General features: G+C 62.6%; 13 protein-coding genes. 5 read left to right on the plus strand and 8 right to left on the minus strand.

What is annotated here, in order from left to right; translation table 11 throughout:
* Positions 1–80 precede the first annotated feature (80 nt).
* Positions 81–1,106 (plus strand): ribosome small subunit-dependent GTPase A, encoded by a 1,026-nt coding sequence (gene rsgA / locus NKI46_RS02505; RefSeq protein WP_502896781.1) that lies wholly within the window; start codon positions 81–83, stop codon positions 1,104–1,106.
* 62 nt (positions 1,107–1,168) lie between these two features.
* Here the strand turns inward: rsgA and NKI46_RS02510 are convergent, their stop codons facing one another.
* Genes NKI46_RS02510 through NKI46_RS02540 form a run of 7 tightly spaced genes read right to left on the minus strand, consistent with a single transcriptional unit; the run spans position 1,169 to position 7,484 of the window.
* Complete coding sequence (locus NKI46_RS02510) at positions 1,169–1,960, minus strand: sugar isomerase domain-containing protein (RefSeq protein ID WP_352744569.1); 792 nt, start codon at positions 1,958–1,960, stop codon at positions 1,169–1,171.
* Positions 1,961–1,997: 37 nt separating this feature from the next.
* On the minus strand, positions 1,998–2,768 hold the full coding sequence (locus NKI46_RS02515) for a GntR family transcriptional regulator (RefSeq protein ID WP_023683130.1): 771 nt from the start codon (positions 2,766–2,768) through the stop codon (positions 1,998–2,000).
* The gene (locus NKI46_RS02520) at positions 2,765–3,640 is read right to left on the minus strand and encodes an ROK family protein (RefSeq protein WP_352744571.1); all 876 of its coding nucleotides are present in this window, start codon (positions 3,638–3,640) and stop codon (positions 2,765–2,767) included. Before NKI46_RS02520 ends, NKI46_RS02515 begins: the two co-directional genes overlap by 4 nt.
* A complete protein-coding gene (locus tag NKI46_RS02525) occupies positions 3,637–4,377 on the minus strand; it encodes a PIG-L deacetylase family protein (RefSeq protein ID WP_031195993.1) in 741 nt (246 codons plus the stop codon). Before NKI46_RS02525 ends, NKI46_RS02520 begins: the two co-directional genes overlap by 4 nt.
* Positions 4,374–5,231 (minus strand): carbohydrate ABC transporter permease, encoded by an 858-nt coding sequence (locus NKI46_RS02530; RefSeq protein WP_023698619.1) that lies wholly within the window; start codon positions 5,229–5,231, stop codon positions 4,374–4,376. Before NKI46_RS02530 ends, NKI46_RS02525 begins: the two co-directional genes overlap by 4 nt.
* Positions 5,228–6,160, minus strand: a complete 933-nt coding sequence (locus tag NKI46_RS02535) for a carbohydrate ABC transporter permease (protein ID WP_352744573.1) — start codon at positions 6,158–6,160, stop codon at positions 5,228–5,230. Before NKI46_RS02535 ends, NKI46_RS02530 begins: the two co-directional genes overlap by 4 nt.
* Before the next feature lie 49 nt (positions 6,161–6,209).
* Complete coding sequence (locus NKI46_RS02540) at positions 6,210–7,484, minus strand: extracellular solute-binding protein (protein WP_352744575.1); 1,275 nt, start codon at positions 7,482–7,484, stop codon at positions 6,210–6,212.
* Between the two features lie 316 nt (positions 7,485–7,800).
* Between NKI46_RS02540 and NKI46_RS02545 the strand changes: the two genes are divergently transcribed.
* The 3 genes from NKI46_RS02545 to NKI46_RS02555 are packed head-to-tail and all read left to right on the plus strand — an operon-like array spanning position 7,801 to position 10,843.
* Complete coding sequence (locus tag NKI46_RS02545) at positions 7,801–9,093, plus strand: ABC transporter substrate-binding protein (protein WP_352744576.1); 1,293 nt, start codon at positions 7,801–7,803, stop codon at positions 9,091–9,093.
* Entirely contained in the window at positions 9,093–9,983 is an 891-nt protein-coding gene (locus NKI46_RS02550) for a carbohydrate ABC transporter permease (RefSeq protein WP_352744578.1), read from the plus strand. The genes NKI46_RS02545 and NKI46_RS02550 overlap by 1 nt, the downstream gene beginning before the upstream one ends.
* Positions 9,980–10,843, plus strand: coding sequence for a carbohydrate ABC transporter permease (locus NKI46_RS02555; RefSeq protein WP_352744581.1), 864 nt, complete (start codon positions 9,980–9,982; stop codon positions 10,841–10,843). The genes NKI46_RS02550 and NKI46_RS02555 overlap by 4 nt, the downstream gene beginning before the upstream one ends.
* A 219-nt stretch (positions 10,844–11,062) precedes the next feature.
* Here NKI46_RS02555 and NKI46_RS02560 read toward each other — a convergent pair whose 3' ends face one another.
* Positions 11,063–11,320, minus strand: a complete 258-nt coding sequence (locus NKI46_RS02560; protein WP_352744583.1) for a hypothetical protein — start codon at positions 11,318–11,320, stop codon at positions 11,063–11,065.
* Between the two features lie 122 nt (positions 11,321–11,442).
* Between NKI46_RS02560 and NKI46_RS02565 the strand changes: the two genes are divergently transcribed.
* Positions 11,443–13,329 (plus strand): ATP-binding protein, encoded by a 1,887-nt coding sequence (locus NKI46_RS02565; protein ID WP_352744586.1) that lies wholly within the window; start codon positions 11,443–11,445, stop codon positions 13,327–13,329.
* The last annotated feature ends 148 nt before the right edge of the window (positions 13,330–13,477 follow it).

Raw genomic sequence — 13,477 nt, forward strand, 5'->3', positions numbered from 1 at the left:
TACACGGCTTGAACAACCGCCCCGAGGGTCCGCGCCCATTTTGCCAAAGGATACTCTCCGATGTCTGTGACGCCGTCGCCGTGGTCAAAACCGTGACGGCTTCCCTCGCAAGCCTGGGCTGGACGGATTTCTTCGGCGACCAGCTTGAAGCCGATGAGGCAGACCTGGTGCCGACGCGCATCGCTTCGGTGCACCGCGACCGTCTGGCCGGTCTGTCTCTGTCAGGGCCAGTGGATCTGACGCTGCCGGCCAATGCCAACACCGGCGACTATGCCGTCGGCGACTGGGTGCTGGTCGAGCCTCACACGCATCTGCTGCGCCGCCGCCTGACCCGCAAGACGGTGCTGGAGCGCCGCACACAGGGCGGCAGGGTGCCGCAGCTGGCCGCGGCCAATGTCGACACGCTGTTCATCGTGACGTCCTGCAATGCCGATTTCAACATCGCCCGGCTCGAGCGCTATCTCGCGCTGGCCAACGAGGCCGGAACGACGCCGGTGATCCTGCTGACCAAGGCCGACACCGCTGACGATGCCGAGGCTTACCAAGGCCAGGCCGCCGCCCTGCAGCGTGGGCTGGCCGTGGTGGTGCTGAACCCGCGCGTCGCCGATGCCGCAGCGGCGCTTGCTCCCTGGTGTGGCGCAGGGCAGACGGTGGCGCTGGTCGGCTCCTCCGGCGTCGGCAAATCGACGCTGGTCAACACGCTGGCCGGATCGGCGCAGCAATCGCCGCAACAGACCGCGGGCATCCGGGAACACGATGCCAAGGGTCGCCACACCACCACGGCGCGGTCGCTGCACCCCATTGCCGGTGGCGGCTGGGTGATCGACACGCCGGGCATGCGCACGCTGCATGTCAGCGACGTCGCATCCGGCATCGACACGCTGTTTGCCGAAATCACCGAGCTCGCACCGCTGTGCAAGTTCCGCGACTGCACCCATGTCCACGAACCGGGCTGCGCGGTGCAGGCTGCGTTGAAGGCGGGTACGCTCGACCCTGAGCGCCTTGCCCGCTGGCGCAAGCTGTCGGAGGAAAACCAGGGCAACACGCCGGTTCAGAGCGGCCCGCGCGGCAACAAATCTCCTGCCGCGCGCCCGAAGCGGCGTTGAACATCCGGAAAATTCCAGCGAGAGAAATTGGAGGCCTGGCCATGTGCCGGGCCTCCGTGCTTTCACTCTCCCCGCATCGTCGCCTGGAAGGTCGGCAGGTGCTTCTTCTGCGCATCCAGCATGCGCTCGCGGTAGACGCCGTAGATGACGTCGGTGTCGTGCAGCGTCACGCCGGCAATGGTCGGCGAGGCGAAGACCGGCAGTTCGATGCCGCGCTTGGCGAGCTGCTCGGCGGTGCGCGCGATCAGCTCATGCGCCAGGATCATGGCAAGCACCGTCGATGAGCCCGACACCGGCCGGCTCCAGCCCTCGACCGGCACGATGGCGTCCTCGATCGGCGAACAGGTGTCGATGACGAGGTCGGCGGCATCCGCCAGCCGCTTGCCGGAGGAGTGCGTCGCCGGCTTGTCCAGATTGTTCTTGCTGGTGACAGCGACGACGAACATGCCGCGCTTCCTGGCGTAGAGCGCGGTGTCGATGCCCGACGAGTTGCGGCCGCTATGGCCGAAGATGATGATGGAATCGCCCTTGTTGAGCGGCTGGTGGTCGAGGAATTTTTCGGCGTATTTTTCAGTTCGCTCCAGCCACAAAAGCTCGCGCACGCCGCCGGCGCCGAGCACATTGTGCCACATCACGCGCGGGTCGGTCAGGGGGTTGAAGCCGACATAGCTGCCATAGCGCGGAAACACTTCCTGCACCGGCAGCACCGAATGGCCGGAGCCATAGAGATGCACCAGCCCGCCGCCCTCGAGCGAGTCGGCAAAGCGGCTGGCGGCCTGGCCAAAGGCCTCTTCATTGGCTTTCGCAGCCTGGTCGATGAGGGCGGCGAGACGGTGGATGTAGAGATCGGACACGTGGGTACTCCTGTTTGCTGTGTCGGTCTGGAATGGATCAGCTTCTCGGGTTCAGCGGCACGCGTCCGGCGCGCAGCGTCGAGCGGATTTCGTAGCGGTCGCCGCGCATGATCGAGACCGTGAATTCGAACGGGCCGCGCTCGTCGGTGGTGATGCGTTCGACGACGAAGGCCGGGCTGCCGACAGCGAGGTCGAGCAGTTCGGCGTCCGCCGCGCCGACCGCGCCGACCCGGTAGTTCTCCCGCGCGGCCACCGGCACGATGCCGTAATGGCGCTCCAGCGCCTCGTAGAGCGAGCCCTGCAGCAGGCCGGCATCGAGGAAGCCCGGCACGCGCACGGCCGACAGCTGCGCCGTCTGGATGCCGATCGGCTCATTGTTGCCGAGCCGCAGCCTGCGAATGCGCACCACCGGATCGCCCTCCTCGATCTCCAGCGCGCCGGCAGCCGCCGCATTGGCGGTGGTCAGGCTGCAGTCGAGCAGGCGCGAGCCCGCGACCACGCCCATATTGCCCATCTCCTGGGTAAAGCTGGTCAGCTCGCGCGTGCCGGCGACCAGCGTGGTCGAGCGCACGAACGTGCCGCGGCCATGTTCGCGCCTGAGCAGTCCTGCCTCCTCGAGATTGCGCAAGGCGTGGCGCAGCGTGATTCGGCTGACGCCGAACAGGGCGCACAGCCTGTCCTCCGCCGGGATCTGGTCGCCCGTTGCCCATTCGCCGCTCTTGACGATGGCGCGGATCGCCTCTTCGACCTGGTACCAGAGCGGCTCCGGCCGTCTGCGGTCCGGCTGCTGAAAGCTTGCTTCGCTCATCGCACCTGCCTCCACCCTTGCCCAACGGCGCCGGCCAGCGCCGCGCCGACCAGACCGGCGCGGGGACCGAACTTTCCAGCCTTGACGTCGATGCCGCGCAGATGTGGCGGCAGTTGACGTCGCAGCGCCGCAAGCAGCGGCGGCCGGATCACATCCAGCGCCTCCGCCAAACCACCCGAAATCAGCACCGCTTGCGGATCGAGCAGCGCGACAGCGCCTGCAAGCGCGGTGCCGAGCTGTCGCGCCGGCAGTTCAAGCAAGGTGAGTGCGGCCAGTTCGCCGGCCTGGGCAGCGGCGATCAGCTGGCGGCCGTCGGCAAGGCCGATCTGTCCGGCAAGGGCATCGAGCGCCCGGCCCGACGCGACGCGCTCCAGCCAGCCGCTGCGCTCCTCGCCATGGTCTTTGACGTCGGCGCAGGCCCAGCCGAACGAGCAGGCGCCGCCATGCGCGCCGGCAACGATGCGGCCATTGGCCAGCACCGCCGAACCGATGCCGGTGCCGATGGCGAGCAGGATCGCATCCGGCATGTTTTTCGCACTGCCTTCGACAGCCTCTCCCAGCAGCGCGATCTGTGCGTCATTGCCGAGCGCTACGCGCAGTTTGGGAAACAGCGGCTGGATATCGACGCCGTCGAGGAACGGCAAGTTGGGGATCCAGCGGCAGATTGAGCCCTCGACCAGACCCGGCACCGCGATGCCAAGCGCTGAGACCGACCCGGCCTCAGCGCACAGCGCGTCGATGCGCGCAATGAAGGCATCAAGGGTTGCCGGCGCCGGCTCGCTGCCCAGCGCCTCCAACGCACCGACATCGCCCGGAGATACGGCAGCGCGCAGATTGGTGCCGCCGAGGTCGATGGCGAGTACCCGCCTCATCGACCGGACCCTTTGCCGAAGGGGAGCGAGAACAGGCCGCTGCCGGCATTCCACGAATGCGACGCCGCCGCGAAGGCCTGCGCATGGCGCGTGCCGCGCAGGCAGCCGCGCAGCCGGTAGAGCGAACTGTAATAGTCCACATAGGGGAAGCTGCTCAGGCCGCGCGCCAGCTCATACTCCATGACCGCGTCGCGCCAGGCCTCGAACCCGTCGCTGACATCGACGAGATGCTCGGGCCGGAAGCCGTCATCGTCCTCCCAGTTTTCGCCGAACAGCAGCAGTTGCGGCGTGTGCGCCGGATGGTCGCTGGCAACGGTCGGCAGTCCGGCGAAGAAGATACCGGTCTTCGTCAAATGCGCGGCGGCGCGATGGTCCTTGTGCCAGCTGCCATGCCAATGGGTGATGACGATCTCGGGTTTCAGCTCGCGAATGATGTCGCCCACCTCGAGCGCCGTCTGATCGTCTGTGGGCAGGAAGCCGTCGCGCAGGCCAAAGCCACGCATGGTGACGCCGAGCCGCTCCGCCGCGCTGCCCGCTTCCTCTTCCTTCTGCACGCAATAATGCGCGGGAACCAGGTACGGATGGCCCTGCTCACCCATGGTCAGATGCAGGAAGGTCACCGTGGCGCCGCGCTTGACGGCAGCGGCCGCCAGCGGCCCGGCCATCACCTCGGCATCGAAGGCGTGCGCGCCGACCACCAGGATCGATTTCGCCGCATAAATCCTGTCTTCGATCATTTCATGCCCCCTCCGGTACCGACGCCTTCGCGAATCTGGCGCGCCAGCAGACAATACATGATCAGGATGGGCGCCATGGATATCGCCAGCGAGGCGAACACCAGACCCCAGTCGGTGCGGAACTGGCCGACGAAGACGCTGATCGCCAGCGGCACCGTCTTGTAGCGGTCGTCGAAGATGAAGATCAGCGGGAAGAAGAAATCGTTCCACACCGCGATCGCGGTGAAGATTGCCACGATCGACACCGCCGGCTTGACCATCGGCAGGATGATCTGGAACAGGATGCGCACCTCGCCGGCGCCGTCCATGCGCGCCGCCTCGTCCAACTCGGAGGGCAAGACGCGCATGAAATTGGCGAAGATGAAGACGGCGAAGGGAATGCGGATCGCCGAATAGACCAGGATCAGCCCGGTCAGCGAATCCAGCAGGCCGAGATTGCGCATCAACGTGAACAGTTCGACCGAGGCCAACCGGATGGGCAGCATGATGCCGGACAGGAACAGGCCGAGCATGATGGCATTCCAGCCAAGCTTGTAGCGGCTGAGCGGATAGGCCGCCATCGCCGAGACGACGATGGTGAGTATGACGGCGCCGCCCGTGACGATCAGGCTGTTGATGAAATTCTGGCCGAGATCGGCGCGCGTCCAGGCGTTGATGAAATTGTCGAAGGCAAAGCTTTGCGGCAGGCCGAGCCTGTTGTCGTAGATCTCGGCCGTGGTCTTGAAACAGGAGACGATGAGGATGTAGAGCGGCAACAGCACGGCCGCCGTCCAAACGACCAGCACCGTCCAGCCGGGCAGCCGCGCCAGCTGCCGAGAGATGGCCGGTCTTTGCGAAATCGCCAGCGCGCTCATAGCTGCACCGTGCGGCGGTCGAAGGAGCGCAGCATCATGAGCGTGCCGATGCTGAGGATCAAAAACAGCACGGTGCCGAGCGCCAGCGCCAGACCGATATCGGTGATGCCGACAGCGCCTTCCGCCCCGAAGGCCAGCCGGTAGAAGTAGGTCACCAGCGTGTCGGTCGAATAGCTCGGATTGCCCTGCACGCCCTGCATGACATAGACGATGTCGAACTGGTTGAAGGTGTTGATGAACGACAGCGTCGTCAGCGTGCCCAGCGCCGGCATCAGCAGCGGCAGCGCGATCGAGAACAGCATGCGCGCATTGCCGGCGCCGTCAAGTTTTGCCGCCTCGAAAATCTGGCCGGAAATCTGCCGCAGACCTGCCGTGTAGATCAGCACCGGCAGGCCCATCCAGTTCCAGGCATCGACGGCGATCAGCATGGCAAGCGCGGTGTGGCTGTTGCCGAGCACGGTCAGGCTGCCCTGGTGCAGGCCAAGCCCGTTCAGCGCCCATTCGACGACGCCGCCCGGTGCCAAAAGCAACCGCCACAGCGCGCCGACGATGACCGGGCTCAGCACCGCCGGAAAGAAGAACAACGACTGGAAGAACGCCGCACCCTTGTCGCGCAGGAACAGCAGCCAGGCGAACAACAGGCCGAGGCCATTTTGGAAGACCATGATGCCGAAGAACCAGGCGGTGTTGTGCCACAGCGCGCCGTAGATCCGCGCGCCGCTGGGGAAAACGAACAGCCTTGAGAAATTCGACGGGCCGGCGAACTCGACCATGCGCAGCCCTTTCCAGACGAAGAAGCTGCCCCACAGCGACATCCCCAGGGGATAGAGGACGAACAGCGCATAGACCGCCAGCGCCGGCAGGATGAACAGCACTGCCATGCGCTGCTGCGTGCGGCGAAGGCTGCTGGTGCGGCGAAGGGTGCTCATGCGCTTTTCTGGTCCGTGAGAGGCCGGCCGCTTTTGCGACCGGCCGCGCCTACTGCTTCGGCTTGAACCAGGTGGCGACGGCGGCCTGCATGTCGGCCGCCAGCTTCTCCGGCGCGATGTTGCCTTCGACCATGTCGATGATCTCCGACTGCAGCACCGAAGACGCCGTCGGCGACTGCCAGCGGAAGCCGACCAGCGTCAGATACGGCGTCGAATTCTTCGCCATCTCCATCATCGCGGCCAGCACTGGATCCTTCAACGTCACATCCGTGCGGGCCGGCGGCCAGCCGAGCTCGTCGGCGAACATCTGCGCGAACTCTGCCGAAGCCATGAAGCCCAGCACCTTGGTCGCGGCTTCCTTGTTCTGGCTCTCGGAGACCAGGCCATAGGAGCCGTCGGAGAAGGCCGAGGTGTAGAGTTTTGCCCCGGCATCGTCGGCGGGGAACGGGAAGATCGAGAATTTCAGCTTCGGGTTCTGCGCCTTGAAGCTGCCGTTCTCGAACGAACCGCCGAGGAACATCGCCGCCTTGCCGCCGATGAACTGCTGCGTGGCGGTGGTGTAGTCGATGCCGGCGAAGCCGTCGGGGAAATACGGCTTCAGCTCGGCGAAGCGCTTCAGCGCCGCCACATAGCGCGGATCCTGGAAGGTCGCCTTGCCGCTCATCATCTCGTCGTAGAATTCAGGACCATAGACGGTCGGGCCGACGACCCCGACGGCGATCTCCAGTTCCCAGGCCGAGCCGTTGGCGCCGCCGGTGGCGATCGGCGTGATGCCGGCCGCCTTCAGCTTCTCGCAGACGGCGGTGAAATCCTTGTAGGTCTTGGGGATCTCGATGCCCTGGGCGGCGAAGATATCCTGGTTGTAGAAGACGCCCATCATCGGCACCGAGTAGGGCACGCCGTAGAGCTTGCCGTCAGCGCGGCCACGCACGCCGCCAAGCGCTGCGTCCTCCATGTTCTTCAGCTCCGGCACGCTGTCGTCCAGCGCGTCGAGATAGCCGGCCTCGACGAAGGGCTGCAACTCGCCATAGGCCTTGAGCTGCGCGATGTCGGGCCCGCGGCCGCCCCGCAGCGCCGTGCTCAGCCGGTTCTGGTAATCGGCATCGGGCGTGAACTGGATGGCGACCTTGATGCCGGGATTCTTCGCCTCGAAGGCATCGAAGATGCGGCGCATCGCCGCCTCGTCCTCGGTGCGCCAGCTCCACAGCGTCACCGTGCTGTCGGCGGCTCGCGCCGGCAATGAGGCAAAGACGCCGGCGCAGGCGGCGGCAAGGCCGCCGATCAGCCTAAGCGCTGCGCGCCGGTGAAGTGAAAGCATGCTCATTGCCAGTCTCCCATTGTTCTCTGTCCTTGGCGTCCCGCGGCGTTCCCGTGCCGTGAGAAGTCATTGGTTCGGCAAAAGTCATTATAACGACATAGCGGTATTCGCAAGAGGTCTGCTGCGCCTCAGGAATGGCGGCGTTGGCCCGCTCACGACATTGCAGTACCTGCATCCGTTTGTTACCTAACGATAAATATCCACATTCCAGCGCCGCAAAGAAATCTGTGACCGTACCATGTGAGACTTTTTCCCCAGCAAGCCCTTGCGTCGCCGCGCTGACTTGTCATAACCTCATGTGAACCGATAGGGAGGATGAGGAATGTCGTTTGCCTGGACGTCGAAACTGGCACTGGCCGCAGGCCTCGCCATCCTGCCCGCCACGGCCTGGGCGCAATCGGTCGACATCTCCTATCTCACCCACTGGTCGCCGGAGACGGTGGCGCTGCTGGAAGCGGCGGCCAAGGATTATGCCAAGACCAATCCGGATGTCAGCGTCACCGTGCGCGCCGTCCCCTTCGGCGACCTCCTGACCACGTTGCGCTCGCAAGGCGGCGGCGCGGACGGCCCAACCATCGGCGGCATCTACGATCTCTGGTTGCCGGAACTGGCGCGCGACAAGCTGGTCGCGCCCGCCCCCGATGCGGTGGCCAGCGAGGTCAAGGCCGCATGGCCGGCGGGCATCACCAGCGCCGCCTCGGTCGGCGGCACGCTCTACGGCATCCCCAACGAAATCGACGTCTATGCGCTGAACTACAACAAGGCGCTGTTCAAGCAGGCCGGCATCGCGGCGCCACCCAAGACCTGGGACGAGTTCAAGGATGCGGCCAAGAAGCTGACCAACCAGGATGCGGGACAGCAAGGCTTCGGCATGATCAACTCCTGGGCGGCCGGCGTTGTCCACCCCTTCGCCTCGCTGCTGGTGTCCAATGGCGGCGACCTGGTCAAGGACGGCAAGCCGGTGCTCGACAGCCCGCAGGCCGCGGAGACTTTCCAGCTCTATGAAGACCTGATCAAGTCCGGCGCCAGCGTGCCTTCGATGGCGACAGCCGACGCCAACACCACCGGCCCCTTCCTCGACAATTTCGTCTCCGGCAAGACCGGCATGATCATCATGGCCAATTGGTGGGAGAGCGCGCTGAAGGCCGGCATGGGCGACAGATTCGCCGACATTGCAACGGCGCCGATTCCCGTCGGCCCGAGCGGCGACAAGCCGCATTCGATATCCTACTCCTGGATGACCGTGGTCAACGCCAATGCAGGTGCGGCCGAGCAGAAGGCGGCGTGGGACTTCCTCGCCTGGCTGAACAATCCAAAGTCCGGCAAGAACGGCGCTTCCGCGATGTCGGATATCCTGATGTCGATGGGCATCCTGCCCTCACGCCTCTCCGACATCGAGGCGCACAAGGACAAGCTCGGCTCGGAATTCCTCTCCGGCTATGTCAGCGTGCTCACCGACGCCAAGCCGTTCCCTGTCGTGCCCGGCGGCCAGGAATTCTCGGAATCGCTGCAGCAGACGCTCGAGGCGTTGCAGTATGGCCAGGTCTCGGCCAAGGATGCGCAGGCGACGGCGCAGGCCGACGCCATTTCGATCCTGGAGCGCGCCGCCAAATAATGATTCAGAGGTATCGTGCCTCGGCGGGCATCATGCTGGCGCCCGCCGTGACGCTGATCGGCATCTTCATCCTGTTGCCGATGCTGCTCACCGTCTGGCTGTCGTTCCAGGACTGGTCGACGCAGACGCCGTTTTCCAGCGCCGGCTTCGTCGGCGTCGACAATTTCCGCGAGATTTTTGGGGTCTCCTCGGTCGGCCGCGATTTCAAGGCCGCGCTCGCCAACACAGCCGTCTACACCGCGCTCTCCGTCGTCCTCATCCTGCCTCTGTCGGTGGCCTTCGGCCTGATGGTTTACCAGCGCGACGTCGCCGGCGGCACGGCGCTGCGCACGGTGCTGTTTGCCACCTACATGGTGCCTATGATCGCTGTCGCGCTGGTGTGGTCGAAACTCTATTCGCCGAGCGAAGGCCCTCTCAACCAGATGCTCGGCCTTATCGGCATCGGCCCGCAGCCTTTCCTGTCGTCGCCGCGCTCGGCGCTGATCTCGATCGTCTTCCTCAATGTCTGGCAGCAGGTCGGCTATTTCACCGTGCTGGCGATCGCCGGACTGACACAAATCCCCGGCAGCCTGTATGAAGCAGCAAAGCTCGACGGCGCCAACCGTTTCGAGCAGTTCCGCTTCATCACCCTGCCGCTGATACGGCGCACGCTTCTGTTCAGCGCCGTCATCGCCATCATTAACGCCGTGCAGGTGTTCGAGCCGGTTGCCCTGATCACGCAGGGCGGGCCGGTCGGCTCGACCAATGTGCTGACCTACCACATCCGCCGCGTCGGCATCGAGCGTGCGCAGGGTGGACTGGGTTCGGCCATGGCGGTGATGCTGATGCTTTCGCTGATTGTCGTCGTCTGCGTGCTGTTTGCCTTCGCCAACCGGAAGAACGACGAATGAGCGCGGGATCGTCGAGCCGGCTGTCGCGCCGGCGCCCGTCGGGCCGCAAGGCGCTGCTGGCGACGCTGATGCTGCTGGTCGCCGTCGCCTCGGCCTTCCCGCTGGTATGGATGGTGCTGTCGAGCCTCAAGACGCCGGCCGAGAGCATGCAGGTGCCGCCGGTGTGGATCCCCCTTACGCCGAGCTTCGACGCCTATGAGAAGGTGTCGGGCGTGGTCAATGTCGGCCGCTCGATGTGGAATTCCCTGGTCATCGCCTCGATCACCACCGCCGGCATCCTGCTGACCAGCATGATGGCCGGCTACGCCTTCGCCAAATACCACTTCCCCGCCAAGTCGCTGCTGTTCTCTGTGCTGATCGCCACCATGTTCCTGCCGCCGATCGTGACGCTGATCCCGCTCTATCGCCTGGTCGGCTCGATCGGCCTCAACGCCAGCCTCGCCGGCATCATCGTGCCCAATCTCGCCAATGCTTTCGGCATCTTCCTGATGCGCCAGTTCATCTCCGGCGTGCCTGACGACCTGATCGACGCCGCGCGCATGGACGGCGCCTCGGAGTTTTTGATCCTCTACAAGATCGTCGCGCCAAGCGTCGCGCCGGCAATCGCGGCGCTCGCTTTGTTCGCCTTCGTCTATCACTGGAACAGCTATCTCTGGCCGCTGACCGTGCTGCAAGGCAATGCCGACGCCTACCCGATCGTCATCAGCCTGAGCCGCCTGCTCAGCTACAACAGGGGCGCGGTCAACACCGGCCTGGTGATGGCCGGCGCGACGCTCGCCGTGCTGCCGCCGCTCATCCTGTTCGTCTTCCTGCAGCGCTTCTTCGTCGATTCCATCGTCGGCTCGGCGATCAAGGGATAGCGTCGTATCCACGGGCGAAGGCGTGAAGCTGCCTACTTTCTTCCCTTTTCGATGCATTCGAGGTGGAGGGCGTAAGAACCCGCCCCCGTGTCCGCGTCGTAAGCGACGTTGTGACACTCGATCTTGCGTTTTTCGGGAACGGAAGCCCACATGGCCTCAAGCTTCGCATAGGGCCTGATTCCTTTTCTCCGCCCGAGCAGCAGCGCCGGGACATAATGACTATTCTTCACACCAATTCTCCAAAATCTTGCAACGACGCCAGTCCCTCAGAGGCAGGGAAAGGCGTTCATCTTCGATATCGACGGACGAAGTCAGCTTCCCCTTAAGCGCATAGCCCTCAATGACGGAATAGGCTGCCGACGCGGTGAACCCATATTTTTCGAGAAACGCCAGCTGTTGAGGCCCCGCTTTGATACCGCCGAGGTCGTGAGCCGATGACCGTGCCACCAGAGCGACGAGCGGGCGCGAAAAGCGCAAGCTTCCAGTAGCTCATATCTTTGTCACACTTTGCCGTCGCCAGCTCCTTTATAGTTGAGGGCGCAATGATGCCCTTGACCCGTGCGGCCATAACGGTCGCCACAGAAAATAGGACCATCAAAATGAACAACATCGTTTCCGATACGGCCACTCCCGAAGACGCGACAAACGAGCCAACTGAGGTTCAAGAGCTGGTTGAGGCTGAGACATTTTCACCTAAATGGGCTGCTGATGCACCCAGAGGCGGCCGCGCGGTTCTAACACGAGCACTGAAGGAATCAGCGGCTGTTCCATTGTTTCTGGCACAGACATTTGTTCAGTCTTTGCGTGACGTCGGCTATGACAGCACCACTTCTGCACTCTGCGAACATGTCGACAACTCCATCGGCGCTGGCGCCGCGGATGTCCGAATCTTCATCCGACAAGCTGGCCGCCAAGGCGATCTGCAGACCGACATTATGGTCTGGGACAATGGTCGAGGCATGGCACCCAACGTATTGCAGGTAGCTACTTCCTTCGGCGGCTCTATGACATTCGGTAGTCGCTCCGGCATTGGTCGTTTCGGCATGGGCATGAAAACTGCCGGACTTTCAATGTCGCCAGTAGTAGAAATTTATTCTTGGCAAGAGCCCAAAGCATACTATCGTATGGTTCTCGACAGCGACGCTATTGGGCGAGACAAGGCGAACCTAATCGCGTTGCCTGCACCCGAATTCATTACTGAGCTCTCTCCCGATATCACTGATTTCTTTGTCAAAGCTATGCGCTTTCCAAAGAGCCGGGACGATCAAGACGTTCCTACTGCCCAGGGAGAGGATGTAAATGATACCCTAGGCCGCACTGGTACCATCGTCTACATGCCCGAATGTGATCGCCTGAGCTTCGCAACTGATCGAACCCTTGTCGAACATGCGACCAAGGAGATGGCTCATGTATATCGCCGAGAGCTTGCGAAGGGCCTAAAGCTCTACATCAACAATCGTCGGGTTGATCCCGTCGACCCCACTCTATCGATGCCGAACGCTCGGCATGCGAAGCTGGATCTGCTAAAAATCACTACAAGCCGCTTGGTTGTCGCTCGTAAAATTACACTTAGACAGCATGAAAACAAACCACAAACATTCGAAGCGACTGTCAAATTATACGCCCTTCCGATTGAAGAATGGGCGGGGTACCCGAGGAAAATGCTGAAGGATATCGGTGTTTTCTCAGGACAAAACATCTCAATACTCCGGAATGATCGTGAGGTTTTTGCCGGATACATCCCACAGATTACAAAGCGCCATTCCGACACCAACTGGTTTCGAATCGAAATAGACTTCCCAGGCGAACTAGACGAAGCTTTTGGCGTTGCCTCCAACAAACAGGGAGTCCGACCCAAAGGCTATGTCATTGATGCCATTAACTCCGCGATAGGTGACGACATTTCTACAGTGCGATCGGAAATCCAAAGATTTCAGGCGCAGCGAAATACCCGAGACAAGGGATCATCTCTCAGTGCAGCAGAGTTGAAAGCCAACGAGACAGACCCCTTTCAATCGGAGGTGCTAGAGTCTGATTTGTCCGAGGAAGAACGCGCCCAAATAGATGCCAATCTGCGGGGCCTTGCAGTAGTCGTCAAACGAGATAGCGAGACCGACGATGAAGCATTTGAGCGAGTAAAAGGGTCAAAATACATAATTACGTATCGCCATGATGAATATTGGCCTTTCTACCACGTAGAAAACAAGTTTGGCCGTGTGATTTTGACGATCAACACCGCTCACCCATTCTACGCGCAACTTTATGCACCGCTAATGACAACTGTTGCCGCAGGAGGCAATGAAGAAGAAACAGAGCCCACAGCTTCAGCCGGGTCAGACGGGCCTCTTGTCGCCTTGGAGTTGATGCTGCTGTCCCTGGCTCGCGCCCAGAGCATCATGAGCCGAGAAAATAGTGCGGCTGCTACGACCTTTGACGCTTTCCGGCGAAAATGGTCCGAAACACTCCGCATTCAGCTAACTGCTTAATATTTGATCAGGGGGCGCAAATGCCCCTTGAACTTCCTGAATTTTTCAACCATTTTGCCTTATGTCGACGGCAATATTGGCCTTCTAGAAAGTTTTTGTAGCACAGCGCCTCCAAAAACCTCTTCGGAACTCAGCCAATGTCACTTTC

This window comes from Mesorhizobium sp. M0615, assembly GCF_040320805.1.
GTDB lineage: Bacteria > Pseudomonadota > Alphaproteobacteria > Rhizobiales > Rhizobiaceae > Mesorhizobium.